Source organism: Pseudomonas sp. UF-293, from assembly GCF_058245595.1.
This window is the reverse complement of sequence record NZ_JBSICA010000001.1, coordinates 1-21,321: the sequence shown is the minus strand read 5'-3', so window position 1 is coordinate 21,321 and position 21,321 is coordinate 1. Positions and strand designations below refer to the sequence as shown.

The 21,321-nt window shown below is 59.5% G+C and carries 25 protein-coding genes; 9 read left to right on the top strand and 16 right to left on the bottom strand.

Translation table 11 applies throughout. From position 1 onward, the window contains the following. Positions 1–58 precede the first annotated feature (58 nt). Positions 59–1,135: an aminopeptidase gene (locus AC4IHP_RS00125; RefSeq protein WP_490830585.1), complete on the bottom strand. Its 1,077-nt coding sequence runs from the start codon at positions 1,133–1,135 to the stop codon at positions 59–61. A 58-nt stretch (positions 1,136–1,193) separates the two neighbouring features. Between AC4IHP_RS00125 and AC4IHP_RS00120 the strand changes: the two genes are divergently transcribed. Both AC4IHP_RS00120 and AC4IHP_RS00115 read left to right on the top strand, forming a co-directional pair. Beyond that, positions 1,194–1,616 carry a PA0061/PA0062 family lipoprotein gene (locus tag AC4IHP_RS00120; protein WP_016772311.1) on the top strand — a complete coding sequence of 141 codons (423 nt, stop codon included), beginning with the start codon at positions 1,194–1,196 and terminating at the stop codon, positions 1,614–1,616. 40 nt (positions 1,617–1,656) lie between these two features. Then, entirely contained in the window at positions 1,657–2,076 is a 420-nt protein-coding gene (locus tag AC4IHP_RS00115) for a PA0061/PA0062 family lipoprotein (protein ID WP_125917046.1), read from the top strand. A gap of 4 nt (positions 2,077–2,080) precedes the next feature. Here AC4IHP_RS00115 and AC4IHP_RS00110 read toward each other — a convergent pair whose 3' ends face one another. After that, positions 2,081–2,320, bottom strand: coding sequence for a DUF1161 domain-containing protein (locus tag AC4IHP_RS00110; RefSeq protein WP_125917048.1), 240 nt, complete (start codon positions 2,318–2,320; stop codon positions 2,081–2,083). Positions 2,321–2,560: 240 nt separating this feature from the next. Continuing rightward, positions 2,561–2,992: an OsmC family protein gene (locus tag AC4IHP_RS00105; RefSeq protein ID WP_016772308.1), complete on the bottom strand. Its 432-nt coding sequence runs from the start codon at positions 2,990–2,992 to the stop codon at positions 2,561–2,563. Positions 2,993–3,232: 240 nt separating this feature from the next. Between AC4IHP_RS00105 and AC4IHP_RS00100 the strand changes: the two genes are divergently transcribed. Next, a complete protein-coding gene (locus tag AC4IHP_RS00100) occupies positions 3,233–4,234 on the top strand; it encodes an LLM class flavin-dependent oxidoreductase (protein WP_041476454.1) in 1,002 nt (333 codons plus the stop codon). Between the two features lie 163 nt (positions 4,235–4,397). Here AC4IHP_RS00100 and AC4IHP_RS00095 read toward each other — a convergent pair whose 3' ends face one another. Beyond that, positions 4,398–4,622, bottom strand: a complete 225-nt coding sequence (locus AC4IHP_RS00095) for a DUF1161 domain-containing protein (protein WP_071173980.1) — start codon at positions 4,620–4,622, stop codon at positions 4,398–4,400. A gap of 129 nt (positions 4,623–4,751) precedes the next feature. Next, positions 4,752–4,967: a dodecin gene (locus tag AC4IHP_RS00090; protein ID WP_016772305.1), complete on the bottom strand. Its 216-nt coding sequence runs from the start codon at positions 4,965–4,967 to the stop codon at positions 4,752–4,754. A gap of 166 nt (positions 4,968–5,133) precedes the next feature. Between AC4IHP_RS00090 and AC4IHP_RS00085 the strand changes: the two genes are divergently transcribed. Continuing rightward, a complete protein-coding gene (locus AC4IHP_RS00085) occupies positions 5,134–5,460 on the top strand; it encodes an ElaB/YgaM/YqjD family protein (protein ID WP_490830584.1) in 327 nt (108 codons plus the stop codon). Here AC4IHP_RS00085 and AC4IHP_RS00080 read toward each other — a convergent pair. After that, the gene (locus AC4IHP_RS00080) at positions 5,433–6,350 is read right to left on the bottom strand and encodes a LysR family transcriptional regulator (RefSeq protein WP_490830583.1); all 918 of its coding nucleotides are present in this window, start codon (positions 6,348–6,350) and stop codon (positions 5,433–5,435) included. The genes AC4IHP_RS00085 and AC4IHP_RS00080 overlap by 28 nt on opposite strands. Before the next feature lie 114 nt (positions 6,351–6,464). On the opposite strand from AC4IHP_RS00080, the gene trpB reads away from it, so the two are divergent. Together trpB and trpA are read left to right on the top strand one after the other, a co-directional pair. Further along, the gene (gene trpB / locus AC4IHP_RS00075) at positions 6,465–7,697 is read left to right on the top strand and encodes a tryptophan synthase subunit beta (RefSeq protein WP_039757076.1); all 1,233 of its coding nucleotides are present in this window, start codon (positions 6,465–6,467) and stop codon (positions 7,695–7,697) included. Then, complete coding sequence (gene trpA / locus AC4IHP_RS00070) at positions 7,697–8,506, top strand: tryptophan synthase subunit alpha (RefSeq protein ID WP_460122675.1); 810 nt, start codon at positions 7,697–7,699, stop codon at positions 8,504–8,506. The genes trpB and trpA overlap by 1 nt, the downstream gene beginning before the upstream one ends. Positions 8,507–8,564: 58 nt before the next feature. Here the strand turns inward: trpA and AC4IHP_RS00065 are convergent, their stop codons facing one another. From AC4IHP_RS00065 to AC4IHP_RS00020, 10 genes are all read right to left on the bottom strand, one after another. Next, positions 8,565–10,526 carry a DUF7844 domain-containing protein gene (locus AC4IHP_RS00065; protein WP_490830582.1) on the bottom strand — a complete coding sequence of 654 codons (1,962 nt, stop codon included), beginning with the start codon at positions 10,524–10,526 and terminating at the stop codon, positions 8,565–8,567. Continuing rightward, positions 10,523–10,843 (bottom strand): DUF2388 domain-containing protein, encoded by a 321-nt coding sequence (locus AC4IHP_RS00060; protein ID WP_490830581.1) that lies wholly within the window; start codon positions 10,841–10,843, stop codon positions 10,523–10,525. The genes AC4IHP_RS00065 and AC4IHP_RS00060 overlap by 4 nt, the downstream gene beginning before the upstream one ends. Before the next feature lie 27 nt (positions 10,844–10,870). Continuing rightward, positions 10,871–11,188 (bottom strand): DUF2388 domain-containing protein, encoded by a 318-nt coding sequence (locus AC4IHP_RS00055; protein ID WP_490830580.1) that lies wholly within the window; start codon positions 11,186–11,188, stop codon positions 10,871–10,873. A 108-nt stretch (positions 11,189–11,296) separates the two neighbouring features. Further along, positions 11,297–11,614, bottom strand: a complete 318-nt coding sequence (locus AC4IHP_RS00050; protein WP_042608980.1) for a DUF2388 domain-containing protein — start codon at positions 11,612–11,614, stop codon at positions 11,297–11,299. A gap of 332 nt (positions 11,615–11,946) precedes the next feature. Further along, complete coding sequence (locus AC4IHP_RS00045) at positions 11,947–12,162, bottom strand: DUF1127 domain-containing protein (protein ID WP_007911656.1); 216 nt, start codon at positions 12,160–12,162, stop codon at positions 11,947–11,949. 321 nt (positions 12,163–12,483) lie between these two features. Continuing rightward, a complete protein-coding gene (gene scpC / locus AC4IHP_RS00040; RefSeq protein WP_490830579.1) occupies positions 12,484–13,977 on the bottom strand; it encodes a succinyl-CoA:acetate CoA-transferase ScpC in 1,494 nt (497 codons plus the stop codon). A gap of 214 nt (positions 13,978–14,191) precedes the next feature. Further along, positions 14,192–15,625 (bottom strand): NAD(P)(+) transhydrogenase (Re/Si-specific) subunit beta, encoded by a 1,434-nt coding sequence (locus tag AC4IHP_RS00035; protein ID WP_130899524.1) that lies wholly within the window; start codon positions 15,623–15,625, stop codon positions 14,192–14,194. Next, entirely contained in the window at positions 15,625–15,945 is a 321-nt protein-coding gene (locus AC4IHP_RS00030; protein WP_003220416.1) for an NAD(P) transhydrogenase subunit alpha part 2, read from the bottom strand. Before AC4IHP_RS00030 ends, AC4IHP_RS00035 begins: the two co-directional genes overlap by 1 nt. A 15-nt stretch (positions 15,946–15,960) precedes the next feature. Beyond that, positions 15,961–17,082, bottom strand: coding sequence for a Re/Si-specific NAD(P)(+) transhydrogenase subunit alpha (locus AC4IHP_RS00025; RefSeq protein WP_490830578.1), 1,122 nt, complete (start codon positions 17,080–17,082; stop codon positions 15,961–15,963). A gap of 434 nt (positions 17,083–17,516) precedes the next feature. Further along, positions 17,517–18,416, bottom strand: a complete 900-nt coding sequence (locus AC4IHP_RS00020) for a LysR family transcriptional regulator (RefSeq protein ID WP_490830577.1) — start codon at positions 18,414–18,416, stop codon at positions 17,517–17,519. A 157-nt stretch (positions 18,417–18,573) separates the two neighbouring features. Between AC4IHP_RS00020 and AC4IHP_RS00015 the strand changes: the two genes are divergently transcribed. The 3 genes from AC4IHP_RS00015 to AC4IHP_RS00005 all read left to right on the top strand — a co-directional run. Beyond that, positions 18,574–19,755 (top strand): acyl-CoA dehydrogenase, encoded by a 1,182-nt coding sequence (locus AC4IHP_RS00015; protein WP_024015035.1) that lies wholly within the window; start codon positions 18,574–18,576, stop codon positions 19,753–19,755. Between the two features lie 11 nt (positions 19,756–19,766). Next, the gene (locus tag AC4IHP_RS00010; protein ID WP_490830786.1) at positions 19,767–20,990 is read left to right on the top strand and encodes a CaiB/BaiF CoA transferase family protein; all 1,224 of its coding nucleotides are present in this window, start codon (positions 19,767–19,769) and stop codon (positions 20,988–20,990) included. Positions 20,991–21,012: 22 nt separating this feature from the next. After that, positions 21,013–21,321 (top strand): hypothetical protein (locus tag AC4IHP_RS00005; RefSeq protein ID WP_490830576.1); only part of this gene is annotated, 309 nt, incomplete at its 3' end.

Here is a 21,321-nt window from a genome sequence, read left to right as displayed (position 1 = left end):
CGCGATCCAATGTGGGAGCGAGCCTGCTCGCGAAAGGGCCGTTATGCCCCCGAGTTCCTTAGGACTGGGCCAGCGCTTTTAGCCTCGCCTTACGCTCATCAACCGGCAACCGTCCCAACCGCTCAACCTCGGCATAAAACCTCAGCCAATCCCCATCTACTTGCCTGAACACCGCCGCAAACGCCGGCACCCACTGGTCATACAGCCCGAACGGCAACAACCGCGCATTGTTCAGCGGCGCGTTGACCCAGGCGTCATAGCGCTTGTCTCCGGCCCACTGACCGTCGCGCATGACCCGATACTCCCGGCGCAAGCGCTCGAATTCTGCCGCTTTGCGCTCACGCATCTGCTCAACCGACAGCGGCTGCGCATACAGCGTCTCCAGTCGTGAACGCGTGGCGAGTACCAGTTCGATGAACTGGTCACGCTGCTTGAGCCTCGCGCCTGACTCCGCGGGAAGCCCGCGAAACGCCCGCCACTGCCGCGTCCCTTCCTGCTCGACGAAGGTGGCGAAAGACTCGTTGAACTCGGTGTCGTCTTTTACATAAAAGCGCTGGTGCGCCAGTTCATGAAATATCAGCATGGCCAGTCGTTCATCGCCCCAGCCCATCATCGAGTTGAGGATCGGATCATTGAACCAGCCAAGCGTCGAGTACGCCTCGACCCCGCCGATCGATACGTCCATGCCCTGCAATCGCTGAATCGCCGCTTCGCCACGGGCGGCGCTCTGGCTGTAGTAGCCGCGATAGGCCACGCAGCCGGCAATCGGGAAGCAGTGATTCTGCGGCGTGAGAGAAAATTCGGCGGTGGCGAACACATTCCACACCACGAACGGTCGGCCGATGTCGGCGTAGAGACGATAGCTTTGGTTGTCCGGCAGATGCAGGTGCTCGCTGGCGAACGTGCGAGCCTTCTGCGATTGAGCCAAATGCGTGCGCAATCTGGCGTCGCGGTTCGGGTCGGCAATGACTTTCTCCACCGGTTCCCGCGCGCGCAGCAATTGCAATTGTCCGCTGGCCAGCTGGCTGTAGTAGCTGACGCTGGCGCAACCGTTGAGCAACAAAAACAACACACCCGGAAACAAAATCGGAAAAACGCGATCAAGTAACCCAAGGCTTGAAGACGGCCTGATCAAAATAAGAAATTCCCCGGAAAGTCTGCCCCAAGACTATCCCGCCTCAAGGAGCACCGCTATGCGCATGTTGATGCTGACAGGAGGCCTGCTGACGCTGGCCGGTTGTGCCGGATTCGGAATGCCCGACCCCGACCCTTCGCAAGCCTGGATCGATCTTGACGCTCGCCAACACGACACGGCGCTGCAAGCCGTACAAGTCGATGCCACACAGGCTGTCGACAAACGTTATTTCGAAGTGCAGCCCGGCAGCCATGAGCTGAAGGTGCGCTATCAATTTCCGGTCGAAGCCACCAACATCGGCCCGACTGCCGAACCGCTGTGGCGCGATTGCCAGTTGAGCGTGAAATTCAAGGACTTCAACGCCGGCCAGCGCTATCAGCTGCAGGCTGGCAGCATCGGCTTCCGGCCTTGGGCCAAGCTTTATGACGAACAGCGCAAGGTTGTCGGTCAGGGCACACCGGCGGGCTGTCAGAGCAGTTGATCGGCGCTATGCTGGCTGTTCAAACCTGCGGATATCCATCATGCGCACCTTGCTGCTGTTGCTCGTTGTCGGTCTCGTCGCCGGATGCCAGACGCCATTGCCACCGGTTGATCCGCACATGGCCTGGGTCGACTTCTCTACGCCAAGCCCCGGCGGCAAGTTGCTGATGGCCGAGCGTCTCGACAACCAGCGCTTGAACGACGGGCGGTTCTTCCAGGTGACGCCCGGCAGCCACGAGCTGCGGGTGCGTTTCGACTTCGAAGTGTTTGGCGGCGGTGGCAGTCTGCTCACCGGCCCGGTCGAGCGTTTGTGTTATCTGACGATCCGTTATGACCACTTCGAGGCCGGCCAGCGTTATCTCCTGGAAGGCCGCTCGCTGGCGTTCACACCGAGCGCGCGTTTGTACAATGCCAAGCGCGAGATCGTTGCTGAAGACCGCGAGTTCCACTGCATCATCTAGCGCTTCAGCTGTCGTTTTTCTGGTAGATGATCCGTTTGGTGCCGTTCTCGCAAGAACCGACGATCATGGCCGAGTCATGCTGCTTCGCCTCTTCTGCCGTGATGATTTCCAGGGTGTAGGAGGGAATTGCCTTCGCCTGAATCTTGATCTCGATTTCCTTTCTGAGCTCTTCGCAGTCCTTGGGGGCTGCGAAAGCGGACGTGGCCAGTGCACTGCAAAGGATCGCCAAGCCAATACGTTTCATCGATGAAGCTCCTTGAGGCAGCGCGCACAGGCGTGCGCTGAAGCTGCTGTGGATTATTCGACCACATTTTTACAGAGCGGGTTCTGACTTTGCTCACACCTTGTATTGATTGCCGGTTGCTGAGTTGAATCCGAGGCCGCCTTCGCGAGCAGGCTCGCTCACACACTGGATCTGCGTCGTGCACAAATCCCCTGTGGGAGCGAGCCTGCTCGCGAAAGCGTCAGCCCGGCAAACGCCGAATCAGCTGACCAGCGAAGCCTCGAGGGTGATCTTCGCATTCAGGACCTTGGAAACCGGGCACCCCTCCTTGGCCTTGTTGCTCAACTCTTCAAACTGCTGCTGAGTTGCGCCCGGGATCTTCGCCTTGAGAATCAGCTTCACAGCAGTGATCGCGAAGCCGCCGTCAACCTGATCGAGGGTGACTTCAGCGTTGGTGTCGATGCTGTCTGCCTTCAGGCCGGCGTCGCCGAGAATCATCGAAAACGCCATGGAGAAGCACCCGGCGTGGGCCGCGCCGATCAGTTCTTCCGGGTTGGTGCCTTTGCCGCCTTCAAAGCGCGCCTTGAAGCCGTACGGCGCTTCGCGCAGTACGCCGGTTTCGGTGGAGATCGAGCCGAGACCGGTTTTCAGGTCGCCTTCCCAATGCGCCGATGCCTTTTTCACGATAGCCATGTCTGCCTCCTCAAATGTGGCGCGGAACGCCGCGCCGTCGCGGTTTTTACTAGCAAGGCTTCTGAGGATAGACGGCGGAACAAAGTTCAGCCTGGCTGAATCGTTGACTTTTTTAGTAGGAAATTTCGTCGCTGCTATTGAATCTCGGGTATATGCCCTCATTCCATAAAACACGCTTATGGATTTGGCAGGTTTTCGTTCGCAAGAAAAACCTGCCTCCCCACCCGGAGATGCAGGTTCATGAAAAAACTGTCCGACGTTAAATTTTCCACCCTCGACCTGGTGCCGGTGCGCGAAAACGGCAGCGCGGCGCAATCGCTGCGCAATTCGCTGGACTTGGCGCAGCATGCCGAGAAGTTTGGCTACACGCGCTTCTGGGTCGCCGAGCATCACAATATGGACGGCATCGCCAGTTCTGCTACATCAGTCTTGCTCGGCTATCTGGCTGGTGGCACTTCGACGATCCGTGTCGGTTCCGGCGGGGTGATGCTGCCCAACCATGCGCCGCTGGTGATTGCCGAGCAGTTCGGCACCCTCGAGAGTCTTTATCCGGGGCGAATCGACCTGGGTCTGGGCCGCGCCCCCGGCTCTGACCAGATGACCGCCCGCGCCTTGCGTCGTGAGCGCTCTGGCAGTGCTGACGATTTTCCCGAAGACGTCGCCGAACTGATGCGCTACCTCGGCCCGCGCACCCCGGAGCAACGGGTGATCGCCATGCCCGGCACAGGCACCAACGTGCCGATCTGGCTGCTCGGCTCAAGCCTGTTCAGTGCGCAATTGGCGGGTGAGCGCGGCTTGCCTTACGCCTTCGCCTCGCACTTCGCGCCGCGCTTCATGCACGAGGCGATCCGCATCTACCGCAACCACTTCAAACCGTCGGCGGTGCTCGACAAGCCGTACGTGATGCTCGGCGTGCCGCTGGTGGCAGCGGATACCGATGAGCAAGCCGATTACCTGGCGACGTCGGTGTACCAGCGCATTCTTGCGTTGATGCGTGGCCAGAGCCTGGTGCAGCGTCCGCCGGTGAAAACCATGGACGGTCTGTGGCTGCCCCATGAACGTGAAGCGGTGGGCGATTTCCTCGGCCTCGCCATGGTCGGCGGCCCGCAGAAGATCCGCGCCAAACTGGAAGTGTTGATCGAACAGACCCAGGCGGACGAGCTGATTTTCACCAGTGATCTTTACGAACACGCCGATCGCATCCATTCCTACGAATTGCTGGCCCAAGTCATGAAGGGATAACGCGAACCGTGTAGGAGCTGTCGAGTGCAACGAGGCTGCGATCTTTGGATTGTGATTTGAAATCAATATCCGAAGATCGCAGCGTGCCGCATCTCCCACACTCGGAATCATCGCCCATAAAAAAGCCGACGCATCGACGTCGGCTTTTGTATTTCAGGCGCAATCAACCGCGCTTGTAGACGATGTCCTTGCTGCCGCCTTCGCAACTGCCGACGACGTCGCCATCAGCCGCCGCACCCTTGTCGACAACTTCCAGCGAATAACCGGAAACGCCTTTGGCGTCGAGCTTCGCGGCGATTTCGCTTTTCAGCTCTTCACATGGCTTGCCGGCTGCAAATGCACCACCCGCAAGGCTCAACAAACCTACTGCCAACATGAACTTCTTCATCGGTCGCACTCCCTGGTCGGATTGAAAGAGGCGGGCATCGGATCATCCACCCGATGCGCTCACCTTGTAGCGCTTTGCCATTCCCTATGGCACTCGGCCAGCGCGCAAGTTCAGAAGACTAGCTCAAACTCAGCTGGCGGCAATCTTGAAGCCGACTTTAAGTGTTACCTGAAAGTGCGCCACCTGGCCGTTTTCGATGTGGCCACGGGTTTCGGTCACTTCGAACCATTCCAGATTGCGCAGGGTCTTGTTGGCCTCGGCCAGCGCGTTGTTGATGGCGTCTTCGATGCTGGTGGTGGACGAACCGACCAGCTCGACTTTCTTGTACGTGTGATGGTCACTCATGGCGTTCTCCTTGGGTTGGAAGGGCGTGTGAAATTGAGCCTAGCAGGCAATTGCACTGTTGATTTCGGCGCCTCTGCGCTGCCGAAGTTCAGAATTTCTGCACTTTCTCGAAGTGGTGAAGTCCCAACCAACACACGCCACTCATCACCAATGCAGGAGAGCCACCATGGCCAACACCTCTTTACGTAAAGCCTCGTTGCAAAGCATGGAAGCCGAGATCGAGAGTCTGCTCAAATCGTTGGAAAGCTTGAAAGACGATGCTTCAGACGAGTCGCGCAAGACCCTCAAGGCGCTGAAAAGCAACGCCGAAAGTGCGCTGAAACATTCCCGTCATCTGCTCAGCGACGCGTACGAAGAAGTCAAAATGAAAACCCGCGAGACCGGCATTGCCACTCGTGACTACGCGCAGGAACACCCATGGACCACAGCCGGCGTGGCTGTCGGTGCAATCGGTCTGCTTGCCGCCTACTTTCTGTTCAAGCGCGGCGAGTGATCGGTCTGGCGCAGCTCGTTCTTGAGCCACTGCGCCAGTTGCCGGGCGCGTCCGTCTGCGGCGCGCTTGGGTAGCCACAACGCCAGTTGCGCCGGGGTTTCGCAGAAGCCCCACGGCGCAACCAGGCGACCCGCCTTCAGATCTTCGGTTACCAGCGGCTCCGGCGCGATTGCCACGCCGAGACCTGCAACAGCCGCCTCCAGCAAATAATACAAATGCTCAAAACCTTGCCCGAGCTTCAACGCCTTGGGATCGAGGTGGTTTTGCTGCGCCCAGCTTGGCCAGGCTTGCGGGCGAGAGGTGGTGTGCAGCAAGGGCTCGTCAAAAAGATCTGCGGCCGCAGCGGTGTGCAGCTTCTGATAACCGCTGAACAACGGGCTCATCACCGGGCCGATGCGTTCCGCCGCCAGTTCGTAGACCTGCATATCGGCCGGCCACGGTGGCTCGGCGAACAGCAACAGCGCGTCCAGCCCCGGGCGGCGGGGATCGAGATCGCCTTCACCGGCAGACAGGTGCAGACGCAAATCCGGCAGATCAGCGTTCAGCCGCCCCAGGCGCGGAATAAACCAGCGCGCCAGCAGGCTCCCGGAACACCCCAGCACGAACGGCGCATCGGCAGTGCTTTGCGTGAGTTCGGCGCAAACATTGCGCAGCCGATCGAACGCCTCGGCGCTGGCATCGCGCAGACGCACGCCGGCATCTGTGAGTTTCAAGCCGCGCCCGTCCTTGACGAACAGGCTCACACCGAGATGGTCTTCAAGCACCTTGAGCTGGCGGCTGACCGCGCCGTGGGTAACGTGCAGCTGTTCGGCAGCCTGACTGACGCTGTTCAGACGAGCGGTGGCCTCGAAAGCGCGCAAGGCATTCAGCGGGGGAAGGTCATGGCTCATGGTATCTGTGAGTTTTCCTGACAGGTTGTGGCGATCTTATCGGTTTTCAGCCTGGAAAGTCAGGGGTAGAGTGGTCGTCATTGTCTTCTGACCGAATTCACCTGGAGCGACCCCATGACCCAGACTTCGCACACTTCTGATCTGCGTAACGGCCCTGACGCCAACGGCCTGTTCGGTGCGTTCGGTGGCCGTTATGTAGCGGAAACCCTGATGCCGTTGATCCTCGACCTGGCCCGCGAATACGAAGCGGCCAAGGAAGATCCGGCCTTCAAAGAAGAATTGGCCTACTTCCAGCGTGACTACGTCGGACGTCCGAGCCCGCTGTATTTCGCCGAACGCCTGACCGAATTCTGCGGCGGCGCGAAGATCTACCTCAAGCGTGAAGAGCTGAATCACACCGGCGCGCACAAGATCAACAACTGCATCGGCCAGATCCTGCTGGCGCGGCGCATGGGCAAGAAGCGCATCATCGCCGAGACCGGCGCCGGCATGCACGGCGTGGCCACGGCCACCGTTGCTGCGCGTTTCGGTCTCGATTGCGTGATCTACATGGGCACCACCGACATCGAACGTCAGCAGGCCAACGTCTTCCGCATGAAGCTGCTCGGCGCTGAAGTCATCCCGGTCGTGGCCGGCACCGGCACCCTCAAAGACGCGATGAACGAAGCCCTGCGTGACTGGGTGACCAACGTCGACAACACCTTCTACCTGATCGGCACCGTGGCCGGCCCGCACCCTTATCCAGCAATGGTTCGCGACTTCCAGGCCGTCATCGGCAAGGAAACCCGCGATCAACTGCAAGCTCAGGAAGGTCGTCTGCCGGACAGCCTGGTGGCGTGCATCGGTGGCGGTTCCAACGCCATGGGCCTGTTCCACCCGTTCCTCGACGACAAGAGCGTTGAGATCATCGGCGTCGAAGCTGCCGGTTACGGCATCGAAACCGGCAAGCACGCGGCCAGCCTCAACGGCGGGGTGCCGGGCGTGCTGCACGGTAACCGGACTTTCCTGCTGCAGGACGACGACGGCCAGATCATCGACGCCCACTCGATTTCCGCCGGCCTCGATTATCCGGGCATCGGCCCTGAACACGCGTGGTTGCATGACATCGGCCGCGTCCAGTACACCTCGGTAACCGACGACGAAGCGCTTGAAGCGTTCCACAAATGCTGCCGTCTGGAAGGGATCATTCCTGCCCTGGAAAGCGCCCACGCCCTGGCCGAAGTGTTCAAGCGCGCACCGAAGCTGCCAAAGGATCACCTGATGGTGGTCAACCTCTCGGGCCGTGGTGACAAGGACATGCAAACCGTGATGCACCATATGCAACAGTCGCAGCAGGAGAAACACTGATGAGCCGCCTGCAAACCCGCTTTGCCGACCTCAAGCAACAAAATCGTGCGGCGCTGGTGACCTTTGTCACTGCCGGTGATCCTGACTACGACACTTCGCTGGCAATCCTCAAAGGCCTGCCGGCCGCAGGTGCCGATGTGATCGAGCTGGGCATGCCGTTCACCGATCCGATGGCCGATGGCCCGGCGATCCAGTTGGCCAACATTCGCGCCCTGGGCGCCAAACAGAATCTGGCGAAAACCCTGCAAATGGTTCGCGAGTTCCGTGAAGGCAACAGCGACACGCCACTGGTGTTGATGGGTTATTTCAACCCGATCCACAAATTCGGCGTCGAGCGTTTCATCGCCGAAGCCAAAGAGGCTGGCGTTGACGGCCTCATCGTGGTGGATATGCCACCAGAGCACAACGAAGAGCTGTGTGACCCGGCGCAGGCTGCCGGGCTGGATTTCATTCGCCTGACCACGCCGACCACCGACGACGCGCGTCTGCCGCGCGTGCTCAACGGCAGTTCCGGTTTCGTCTATTACGTGTCCGTCGCGGGTGTCACCGGTGCCGGTGCAGCGACTCTGGAGCATGTGGAAGAGGCGGTTGCACGTCTGCGTCGGCATACCGACCTGCCGATCAGCATCGGTTTCGGTATCCGTACACCGGAGCAGGCTGCGGCGATCGCGCGTCTGGCTGACGGTGTGGTGGTGGGCTCGGCGTTGATCGATCACATCGCCAGTGCCGATACGCCTGAACAGGCCATCGATGGCGTGTTGAGTTTGTGTTCGGCGCTGTCCCAAGGCGTGCGCAAGGCTCGCATCTAAAGCCACAGGGGAAAACAAAAAGGCTTCAGAACAGGCGTTCTGAAGCCTTTTTTTGTGCTCAGGGTAATTGCAGTCCGCCCGAAGCCTTGTGCAGTTTGCGCAAATGCTCGCCAATCTGCTTGACGTTGGCCTCGCTGGCGGCAATTTCAGCCGCTCGCTTGGGTTCGAGCAGCTTGCGCACTTCGGTATCGAGATCGCCGGACAGCGCCAGCAGCTTCTTCTGCCGTTGGCTGCTTTCCGCTTCCAGTCGGCCAAACTCGCTTGGCTGCGGCAGTCCGTAACCTTTGGAGTCGAGTAGTTCCGCCGGGCGGCTGAGGAAGCCACTGTTGGCGAGAATCTCCTGCAAGGTCGCGTTGGCCTTGTCCATGCCGCCGTTCTCCAGCTCGCGGGCGCCGAGGTAGCGTTGCTTGACCTCATCCTGCGCCAGCAACAACTGCCGGCGGAAACTGGCCTGCTCGAGCAGCAACAGCGCCGCACTGGTGCGCAGGTCGGCGCGATCGAACCATTCGCGGCGTTGTTCGGCGCTGAGTGACAGCCAGTCTTCGACAGTGGTCTGCTTGATCGGCAGTTGCTTCTTCAGCACATCGAACATTGCCTGATAACGATCACGGAACGAGTCGAAGCGATAACCCAGACGCAGCGCTTCTTTCGGATCGTCGAGCACACTGGTGTCGGCCAGACCACGGCCCTTGAGCACTTCGAGCAAGCCGTTGGGCATGATGCTGTCGAGCCCGACAAGCTGGCTGTTATTGCTGCCGCTGCGCAACAGTTTCAAGCCCTCTACCGCGCAGTTGTTGGACAGGAAGAAGTAGTTGCCGTCGTAGCTCCAGTGCATCTCGGCGGCATGCTCTACGACGCCTTCGATTTCCTCGCGAGACAGGCTCAGCGGCACCGAAGCGAGGCTGCGCAACTCGGTCTTGGTGTATTCGTCGATCACTTGCGCCAGCGGCAGCACGAACAGCCGCGACGGGTATTTGCCGACCAGTCCGTCCCAGCTCGACAGCTGCACATCGCCAACGAAGGCGCGATAGGACAGCACCAGGTGCTGATCGAGATCGAGGCGGCAATCCGGGCCGCGCGGGCGACCGGGAGCGCAGATCACCAGGCGCAGCATGCTGTGGCCCCAGCGGCTGACCCAGTTCTGATTGGCCTCGGCCAGCAGGTAATCGACCGCGTAGACCCGTTCCGGATCGACTTGCCCCAGAGGCTGCTTGGCGAAATCATTGCCCGCATTGAGAAAGGCGAAGCTCTTGCTGCAGGCGTCCTGTGCTGCCGGCGCCCAGCCGAAATGTTCCTTGTAGTAGCGATACAGCGCCGGGCGGCGGCAGGCGTAGCTCGGGTCGAGGAGGAAGTACTCCATGTTGACCGCGACAAATTCCTTGGGACTGGAGATCTCGTAGAGGTCCGGACTGCGCGCGATCTGGCGATTGTGTTGTTCGCGCTCGCCACGGCGGCCGACATATTGCTGCCACCCGGCCAGGTCAAGCAGGCGCGGGTCATCGCTGATGGTGAAGCGGCGACCGTTCTGCCCGCGACACTCATCGGGAATACCGATCAGCCCGGCACTGTTGAAGCGTCGGGTGCAGCGTTGGATCAACGTGCGCTCGGCGCTTGGCCATAAACGCGCACGGTCGTAGATATGCGTGATTTCGTGCAGCACCGTGGCCAGCAGTTCCTGCCGCACGGTGCCGTGGGGGCGATTGGTTTTCTCTTTTGCCGCGCTGCCATCGGTGAGACCGGCGAGCAGCTTGCGATTCAGATCGAGCTCGGACACCAGCGTCGCTTGTCCATAAGCGTTGGCAGGCATGTCGTCGGTCCAGCCGACGTCGATGCGCCGATCCAGCCGCGCGATGAAGCTCGGCGGCAGTTTCGCTATGGCTTCATCGATCAGCGCCTGACTGGCCTGTTGTTGAGCCGGGCTCAGACCCTCGGTCTTGAGCCGCAATTGCAGGCCGGCGTGGGCGCTGTTGCCAAGCAGCAACAACGCCCCGGCCAGCAGCCAGGCGCCAATGGACCTCACAGTGCGAGGATGGCTTCGGCGAGTACCTGATCACTGGCGTCGCGCGCTTCCGGCACGCGAGTGCGCAAGGTGTTGAGGGCGGCTTCGAGATGCGCGCCACGGATGTCACCGTTGCTGGCGACGAAGCTGGCGGCGTCGTCGTGGGCGTCGCGGATGATTTTCGAATCGCGAATCGACGTGGTGGTATCGGAGGTGAAATCGATGGTGCGCTGGGAGGCACGAACGATGATGTTACTGGTGGCTACCAGGGTGTGCGCCTGGGCCACATCGGCCAACACAAACAGGCCAAGGGCGGCAGCAATCAGCGGGCTACGCATGGAACGACTCCGGAAGGAAAAGGATAACTATTGGACGAGAATTGCCTCTGCCAGTTCAAGGTCGCTGGCATGAAGTTTCGGCCGGGTTTTGCGCAGGTAATGCAGCGCGGATTCCAGCCGTGCGCCTCGCCATTCACCGTCACTGGCGACGAAGGCTGCCGCGTCATCATGGGCGGCGAGCAGCAGTTTACGGTCGAACGGCGCAGAAGACACCATGCTGGTGGCGTAACCGCTGACAACCGTGCCTTGAGTCGAAGCATTGAAAGCGTCGAAGGCGTTGGCAGACATCGCCCAGCAGGCAGCGAATAAAGTGGAAGAGATGAGCAGAGTTGGAAGAAAGCGCATGGGACTCGACAACTGTTAACGAGCCTGAAGGCTAGCGCAAATGCCCGGGCCAGAGCCAGCATTGAAACATCGGGACACGGCTGGCGTGTCCCGCGATGCCACGATTGATCAGAGGGTCAGAATGGCTTGAGCCAATTGGGCATCGGTGGCATTGAGTTGTGGCGCCTGATGGCGGATGTGATCGAGCGCGCTTTCCAGTTTCACCCCACGGATATCGCCTTCGCTGGCCACGAAGCTGGCGGCATCGTCGCGGGCGGCGAGGACGATCTTGTCGTCACGGAAAGAGGAGGTCACATCGGAAGTGGCGTCAGAAGAGGCTTTCAGCGCGCCGACGATCGAGTCGGTGGTGACGATGAAGCTGGTAGCACTGGCGTTGGCAGCCACGGCCAGCAGGGCGGCGGCACTGAGCAGACGAAGACGGGTCATGATGTAACTCCTTTGGATAAACCGTAGTGAGAGGTGGCTCGGTATCTGAGGAGTCAGACGCCTGTTGCGCAACGTTCGCCACGTTCTGCATGGATATTAGGCTGCCAGATACGGTTCGCCCAGTGGTGGCCACTGATACTCAAACGTTTCTGAATAACTGTACTGGTCATTTTTATGGTTTGTGAAATTGTACTTTCCGCCGATCAATTATGCGTTTTAGAGCGTTTGCCGCCCCAAAACGACAAAACCCGTCGTGGTTTCCCACGACGGGTTCTGCTTGTGCAATTCGGGTTGCTGGCGGTGGGTCTGACGACCAGAGCCAGCGACGCTGCTTAGCGCCAGAACGGCTTGCTCAGCTCTTCGTAGCGTTGTGCTTCGCTGATACCGGCGTCGGCCAGCAGACGCGAGTCCAGGCGAGCCAGTTGATGGCGGCTGGAGATGCGGCGCTGCCACAACATCAGGTTGGCAATAACGCGCAGAGGCAGGGAAGCCTGGGTGTTTACAGCTTTGTCTTCGAAGAACAGTTCGGAACTGAGTGTACGTTCCATGGTTGACATCCTTCCGCTTGTGGCGGGATCAGGTAGTGGTTTGACTGGTGCCCATGATCCTCTCGTTTGCCTAGTCTCTCTAGATACAGTTCATTTGTATTGTGAGTGAGCAGTTAACTGTTTATGGATGGTGTACGGGTCGAAATTGGGCAAACTGTACCTGTCTGCACTCGGTTGGTGCATTTCTGCTTGTATTAGGGAATTGACTAGGGATTTGCTGTAGGAAACGACCGGTACAGCAGTACAGTTTTTGGTGATCCTGCTTCTCGCGGGCATCCACCGAAGCAAAACTGTGTTTGCCTCGGTGGTTATCTGTGCGAATCACACCGCCAGCATGCGCCCGGTTTCTTCCAGGTTCATATGCCAGCTCAGGGCTTCGCGCAGAATATGCGGGGTGTGCCCGCCGATTGCACAGGCAGCGCTGAAGTAATCATTCAGTGCCTGGCGGAAGTCCGGGTGCACACAGTTGTCGATGATCACTCGCGCACGCTCCCTTGGCGCGAGGCCGCGTAAATCGGCCAGCCCGACCTCGGTCACCAGAATGTCGACGTCATGCTCGGTATGGTCGACGTGGCTGACCATCGGCACCACGCTGGAGATGGCGCCACCCTTGGCGATCGATTTGGTCACGAATACCGCCAGATGCGCATTGCGCGCGAAGTCGCCGGAGCCGCCGATGCCGTTCATCATCCGCGTGCCGCAGACATGGGTAGAGTTGACGTTGCCGTAGATATCAAACTCCAGCGCGGTATTGATGCCGATGATGCCCAGACGCCGCACCACTTCCGGGTGATTGGAGATCTCCTGCGGCCGCAGAATCAGTTTGTCCTTGTACTTCTCCAGGTTGCCGAACACGTCGCTGTTGCGCCGCTCGGACAGGGTGATCGAGCTGCCCGAGGCAAAGCTCAGCTTGCCGGCATCGATCAGGTCGAAAGTCGAATCCTGGAGCACTTCGGAGTACATGGTCAGGTCTTCGAACGGCGAGTCGATCAAGCCACACATCACTGCGTTGGCGATGTTGCCAATCCCGGCCTGCAGCGGGCCGAGTTTGTTGGTCATGCGCCCGGCCGCGACTTCCTGCTTGAAGAAGGTGATCAGGTGTTCGGCGATAGCGTTGGTGTCGGCGTCCGGTACCGACACCGTGGACGGCGAGTCCGACTGTTGGGTGATGACAATCGCAACGATCTTCTCCGGCGGAATCGGAATTGCCGTGCTGCCGATGCGATCGTCGACTTTCACCAGCGGGATTGGCGTGCGCGTCGGGCGGTACGTGGGGATATAGATGTCGTGCAGGCCTTCGAGGTTGGCGTTGTGTGCCAGGTTGATCTCGACGATCACTTGTTTGGCGAAGATCGCGAAGCTGGCCGAGTTGCCCACCGACGTGGTCGGCACGATGTGGCCTTGTTCGGTGATCGCGACTGCCTCGATGACGGCAATGTCCGGCAGTTTCAACTGCTGGTTGCGTAACTGCTCGACCGTTTCCGAGAGATGCTGGTCGATGAACATCACTTCGCCGGCGTTGATTGCCTTGCGCAACGTGCTGTCGACCTGAAACGGCATGCGCCGCGACAGCACGCCGGCCTCGGTGAGTTGCTTGTCGAGGTCGTTGCCCAGGCTGGCGCCGGTCATCAGGCTGATCTTCAGCGGCGTGACCTTGGCCCGCTCGGCCAATGCGTGGGGAACGGCCTTGGCTTCGCCGGCACGGGTGAAACCGCTCATGCCGACGGTCATACCGTCCTCAATCAGAGCAGCGGCGTCGGCAGCGCTCATCACTTTGTCCAACAACGAAGGCAGGCGAATACGGTCACGGTACATGGATTATTATCTCGGGCAACGAGTAGCAGGATGCGCAGTCTAGTGAATTTGGCCGGCGCCTGTCCCGCTACCAAGGTCGCAAACGAGGCCTCTATTTCGCGGGTTTGAAGTAAAACACCGTTACCGGATCTGCAACAACGCGGCAAATTGTCCACCATGTGGCGCAAACGAAAACGCCCCGACAGGTCGGGGCGTTTGCTATTGCAACGGTGAATTACTCGACCGCTTTGACCATATCTTCGATGACTTTCTTCGCGTCGCCGAAAACCATCATGGTCTTGTCCAGATAGAACAGTTCATTGTCCAGGCCTGCATAGCCGCTGGCCATCGAGCGCTTGTTGACGATGATGGTCTTGGCCTTGAACGCTTCGAGAATCGGCATGCCGGCAATCGGCGACTTCGGATCGTTCTTCGCGGCCGGGTTGACCACGTCGTTCGCACCGAGCACCAGCACCACATCAGCCTGGCCGAATTCGGAGTTGATGTCTTCCATCTCGAACACCTGGTCGTAAGGCACTTCGGCCTCGGCGAGCAGGACGTTCATGTGCCCAGGCATGCGACCGGCAACCGGGTGAATCGCGTATTTCACGGTTACGCCGCGATGGGTCAGCTTCTCGGTCAATTCCTTCAGTGCGTGTTGTGCACGGGCCACTGCGAGGCCGTAACCTGGCACGATGATCACGGTGTCGGCGTTGGTCAGCAGGAAGGTTGCGTCATCAGCCGAGCCGGATTTCACCGGACGGGCTTCCTGCGCACCGGCAGGACCTGCGTCTGCCGTATTGCCGAAACCGCCGAGCAGCACATTAAAGAAGGAACGGTTCATCGCCTTGCACATGATGTACGAGAGAATCGCGCCGCTCGAACCCACCAGCGAGCCGGCAATGATCAACATCGAGTTGTTCAGCGAGAAACCGATCCCCGCCGCCGCCCAGCCGGAATAGCTGTTGAGCATCGACACCACCACCGGCATGTCGGCGCCGCCGATCGGGATGATGATCAACACGCCCATCACGAACGCCAGCGCCAGCATCAGCGCGAACGCAGTGAGGTTACCGGTGAACATGAACGTCAGGCCAAGAACCAGCGTAGCCAGACCCAGAACCGCATTGAGCTTGTGCTGACCGGCGAACTGTACCGGTGCGCCCTGGAACAGGCGGAACTTGTATTTGCCCGAGAGCTTGCCAAAGGCAATCACCGAACCGGAGAAAGTGATCGCACCGATCGCCGCACCGAGGAACAGCTCCAGACGGTTGCCCGCAGGGATCGCATCGCCCAGTTGTTTAACGATACCCAACGACTGCGGCTCAACTACCGCTGCGATGGCAATGAATACCGCCGCGAGGCCGATCATGCTGTGCATGAACGCCACCAGTTCCGGCATCTTGGTCATTTCAACGCGCTTGGCCATGATCGACCCGGCGGTGCCGCCGATCAGCAGGCCGACGATCACATAACCGATGCCAGCCGTGGCCAGTTCAGCGCCCAACTTATAGATGAGGCCGACCGTGGTGATGATAGCCAGCGCCATGCCAAGCATGCCGAACAGGTTGCCGCGCCGCGAAGTGGTCGGGTGCGACAGGCCTTTGAGTGCCTGGATAAAGCAGATCGACGCGATCAGGTAGAGCGTCGTGACGAGATTCATGCTCATTACTTCGGCGCCTCTTCTTTTGCTTTCGGGGCTTTCTTCTTGAACATCTCAAGCATGCGGCGGGTGACCAGGAAGCCACCGAACACATTGACCGCCGCCAGTGCCACAGCCAGTGTGCCCATGGTCTTGCCCAGCGGCGTGACGGTCAGCGCAGCGGCGAGCATGGCGCCGACGATCACGATCGCCGAGATCGCGTTGGTGACTGCCATCAACGGCGTGTGCAGCGCAGGCGTAACGTTCCAGACCACGTGGTAACCGACATAAATCGCCAGCACGAAGATGATCAGGTTGTAGATACCGGGGGAGATAAGCTCTTCCATCGTCTGAATCCCTGCTTAGGCGTTTTTGCGGATGACTTGGCCGTCGCGGCACATCAGGCACGCGGCGACGATGTCGTCTTCGAGGTTGACGTCGAACTGGCCTTCCTTGGTGAACACCAGCTTAAGGAAGTCCAGCAGGTTGCGTGCGTACAGCGCCGAAGCATCGGCAGCGACTTCGCCAGCGAGGTTGGTCGGGCCGACGATGGTCACACCGTTTTCCACAACGACCTGATCAGCGATGGTCAGCGGGCAGTTGCCACCTTGGGCGGCTGCGAGGTCGATGACCACTGAGCCCGGTTTCATCTGCGCCACAGTCTCGGCGCTCAGCAGTGTCGGCGCTTTGCGGCCCGGAATCAGCGCGGTGGTGATGACGATATCGGCCTGCTTGGCGCGCTCGTGCACAGCCTGGGCCTGACGCTGCATCCAGCTCGCCGGCATCGGCCGCGCGTAACCGCCGACACCAACAGCGCATTCGCGCTCTTCATCGGTCTCGTAAGGCACGTCGACGAACTTGGCGCCGAGGGATTCGATCTGTTCCTTCACCGCTGGACGCACGTCGGACGCTTCGATCACCGCACCCAGACGTTTCGCCGTGGCAATCGCCTGCAGACCGGCCACACCCGCGCCGAGAATCAGCACGCGCGCGGCTTTCACGGTGCCCGCAGCGGTCATCAGCATCGGCATGAAGCGTGGGTAATAGTGAGCGGCCAGCAGCACCGCTTTGTAGCCGGCGATGTTCGCCTGCGACGACAACACATCAAGACTCTGCGCCCGCGAGGTGCGCGGCGCGGCTTCGAGGGCGAACGCGGTAATGCCGCATTCGGCCATCTTCGCGATGGTCTCGTTGTTGAATGGGTTGAGCATGCCCACGAGCACCGTCCCGCGCTTGATCAGCGTCAGTTCGGCATCGCTTGGCGCGACCACTTTGAGTATCAGCTCAGCACCAAACGCGTCATTGGCGCTGCCAATGCTTGCGCCGGCTGCTTCATAGGCACTGTCCAGGACACTGGCTTTGACGCCGGCACCGCTTTGTACAGTGACCTTATGGCCTTGGCTGATCAGCTTCTTGATGGTTTCCGGGGTTGCAGCAACCCGTGTTTCACCGGGCTGGGTTTCGAGAGGAACACCAATGTGCACGTCAAATCTCCTGCGTGATCTTATTGAGTAAACCCATGCACTACGGATGGTGCGGCTGGGGCGGCCGATCAGCACGATCCCGCCGAATCAGGGCGGGGCGCGGCATTTTGCAGGCGAACTTTATGCCCTTCAAGGGATTATGACGGGTGACGGAAAATTAACTACAAGTCATGCCGTGACCGAATGTCGCAGACGGCCAGTTGAAACCCTTGCAAGCCGTGCCCTGCAAGGATTCTGGCTGAATTTTAAAAAAAATCGCATCGGTGGCGTGAATAGGCAGTAATGAGTCGCCATTAGAGGCTCAAAGCCACGTGCTTGGCAGCTTGTGGGACGTCTGTACGACTTTCGGATACAGTCTGCGCAAAAGCGACAAATAGTTATATCTGTAGGGATTTGGATTTTCTGACTACGGGGTTAGTTATTGCCCGAGGCCTTTATTCTTCTAGGCTGTAGCTCTGCGCTTGGTTTATCAGCCAGTCGCGAAATGCCTTCAGCGATGCCGATTCGACCTTTCGCTCCGGAATCATCAGGTAATAGGCCTTGATGCTGGACAGCGCTTGAGGGTTTGCAACCACCAAGCGTTTCTCGGCCAGTTCACGCTGAATCAGAAACGGCGGAATCAGGGCGACGCCCATGTCGTGCATGGCTGCTTGGGCAAGCATGGAGAATAGCTCGTAGCGTGGACCTGTCATGTCGCGAGGGATATTCAACTGCTGCGAGTTGAACCATTGGCGCCAGGCGTAAGGTCGGGTGGTCTGCTGCAGCAGTGGTAGCTCGGCGATGGCTTGCGCTGTCAGCTGCTTGCGATCGCCGAGTAGGGCGGGGCTGCACACCGGCATCGGATTTTCGCCAATCAATCTGTGGGATTCGGTACCCGACCAATCGGCATCGCCGAAGTAGATCGCGCCATCGAATTCGGTATCGGCAAACAGGAACGGCCGGGTGCGGTTGGTCAGGTTGACGGTCACTTCCGGGTGCTGGAGCTGGAAGTCCTTGAGGCGGGGCAGTAGCCATTGCGTGCCGAAGGTCGGGACGACGGCGAGCTCGATGACGTTGGTGCCCTGCTGGCCCATCACCGAGAGGGTATCGCGCTCCACTGCATCGAGCTGAGTTGCCACCCGGCGGCTGTAAGAAAGCCCCGCCTCGGTCAACTTCACTCCGCGCCGCGAGCGCCGGAACAGTTCCACACTGAGGAACTCTTCGAGGCTGGCGATCTGTCGGCAAATGGCGCCCTGGGTGAGGGAAAGCTCTTCAGCGGCCCGGGTAAAGCTCTCATGGCGGGCGGCAGCTTCGAAGCTGATCAGAGCGGCGGTGCTGGGGATCTTCCTGCGCATGTACATCAACCTCACTAATTCGCCGGATAAATGGCATTTCGAGACGTTTCGGAGTGAGAAATTAGCACAACAGAATGCGAAATCCTCGTTTGCCGCGATGACGAACCGCGCCTAGGATCAATGCCACGTTAATTCACCCGATTGCGAGGGCACACTCATGGGCGGTAAAGCTAGCTTCAACTGGATCGATCCCCTGCTGCTGGATCAACAGCTCACCGAGGAAGAGCGGATGATCCGCGACACCGCCGCACAGTTCGCTCAGCAGAGTCTCGCTCCGCGTGTGCTCGAAGCGTTCCGTCATGAGAAAACCGACCCGGCGATCTTCCGCGAGATGGGCGAAGTCGGTCTGCTCGGTGCGACCATTCCAGAACAATACGGTGGCAGCGGTCTCAATTACGTCAGTTATGGCTTGATCGCGCGTGAAGTCGAGCGCGTCGACTCTGGCTATCGCTCGATGATGAGCGTGCAATCCTCACTGGTCATGGTGCCGATCAACGAATTCGGTACCGAAGCACAGAAACAGAAGTATCTGCCGAAACTGGCTTCCGGCGAATGGATCGGTTGCTTTGGCCTGACCGAGCCGAACCACGGTTCCGATCCGGGCGCGATGATTAGCCGGGCGCGTAAGGTCGATGGCGGCTACAGCCTGACCGGCGCGAAGATGTGGATCACCAACAGCCCGATTGCTGACGTATTTGTGGTCTGGGCCAAGGATGATGCCGGCGATATCCGTGGCTTCGTTCTGGAGAAAGGCTGGAAAGGTCTGAGCGCTCCGGCGATTCACGGCAAGGTCGGCCTGCGCGCTTCGATCACCGGTGAGATCGTCATGGACAACGTGTTCGTGCCGGAAGAAAACATCTTCCCGGATGTCCGTGGTCTGAAAGGTCCGTTCACCTGCCTTAACTCCGCACGGTACGGCATTTCCTGGGGGGCGCTGGGCGCGGCCGAATTCTGCTGGCACACCGCGCGCCAATACACTCTGGATCGTCAGCAGTTCGGTCGTCCGCTGGCCGCAACTCAACTGGTACAGAAGAAACTCGCCGATATGCAGACCGAGATTACCCTGGCACTGCAAGGCTGCCTGCGTCTGGGTCGTATGAAGGACGAAGGTACCGCTGCCGTTGAAATCACTTCGATCATGAAGCGCAACTCCTGCGGCAAGTCGCTGGATATCGCGCGGATGGCGCGCGACATGCTCGGCGGTAACGGCATCTCCGATGAGTTCGGTGTGGCCCGTCACCTGGTCAACCTGGAAGTGGTGAATACCTATGAAGGTACCCATGACGTTCACGCGCTGATCCTCGGGCGTGCGCAAACCGGTCTGCAAGCGTTCTATTAATAGGAGAGCGGATCATGGGCGCGCTGTCGCATCTGCGGGTACTGGACTTATCGCGAGTGCTGGCCGGGCCTTGGGCTGGGCAGATCCTCGCCGACCTTGGCGCCGAAGTGATCAAAGTCGAGCGCCCGGGTAATGGTGACGACACTCGGGCGTGGGGGCCGCCCTTCCTTAAAGACGCTTACGGCGAGAACACGTCGGAAGCCGCGTATTACCTGTCGGCCAACCGCAACAAGCAATCGGTCACCATCGACTTCACCCGGCCTGAAGGGCAGAAGCTGGTGCGCGACCTGGCGGCGAAGTCGGACATTCTGATTGAGAATTTCAAAGTAGGTGGCCTGGCAGCCTATGGACTGGACTATGAGTCGCTGAAGGCGCTCAACCCGAATCTGATCTATTGCTCCATCACCGGCTTCGGCCAGACCGGCCCTTACGCCAAGCGCGCAGGGTATGACTTCATGATCCAAGGCCTCGGCGGCTTGATGAGTCTGACTGGTCGACCTGAAGGAGATGATGGCGCTGGCCCGGTGAAAGTGGGCGTGGCGCTGACGGATATTCTCACCGGGCTTTACTCAACGGTGGCGATTCTCGCGGCGTTGGCTCATCGCGATCACGACGGTGGCGGCCAACACATCGACATGGCGTTGCTGGATGTGCAGGTTGCGTGTCTGGCGAATCAGGCCATGAATTACCTGACCACGGGCAATGCGCCCAAGCGCTTGGGCAATGCGCATCCGAATATCGTGCCTTATCAGGACTTTCCTACGGCGGATGGCGACTTCATCCTCACCGTGGGCAATGACGGGCAGTTCCGCAAGTTCGCCGAGGTCGCGGGGCAACCGCAGTGGGCGGATGATCCGCGCTTCGCGACGAACAAGCTGCGGGTGGCGAACCGCGCGGTGTTGATTCCACTGATCCGCCAGGCGACGGTTTTCAAGACGACAGCCGAGTGGGTTGCTCAATTGGAGCAGGCGGGCGTGCCTTGTGGGCCTATCAATGATCTGTCGCAGGTGTTTGAAGATCCTCAAGTGAAGGCGCGCGGTCTGGCTATCGAGCTGCCTCATGCATTGGCGGGGATGGTGCCTCAGGTAGCCAGCCCGATCAGGTTATCGGAGACGCCCGTCGAATATCGTCATGCGCCTCCTTTATTAGGTGAACACACGCTAGAGGTTCTGCAGCGAGTGTTGGGACTGGGCGCAGGTGCGGTGGCTGTGCTGAAGGAAGAAGGCGTGCTTTAAGTCTTCTTCTATATAGAGGACTATGTTTTCTCATCTGATTGGCTGTTTTTTAACCAACCTGCAAGTTATTGAAAGAAAAGCGAAATTAACGGTTGACGGCAGATTCCAGAGGTCTATAATTCGCCCCACTTCCGGCGCAGTCGAAACGGAAAACTCCTTGAGATTCAAAGAGTTACGCAGTTTTCGACAGCGGCTTGCTTCAGATCATCGAAGCCTGGAAGGAGTTGAAAGAGCGGTGATGTTTGGCTCTTTTGACGGTTCGATCTTCTCGGTCGAAAGCGGAGAAAAAGAGGTGTTGACAGCAGCGATTAACGCTGTAGAATTCGCCTCC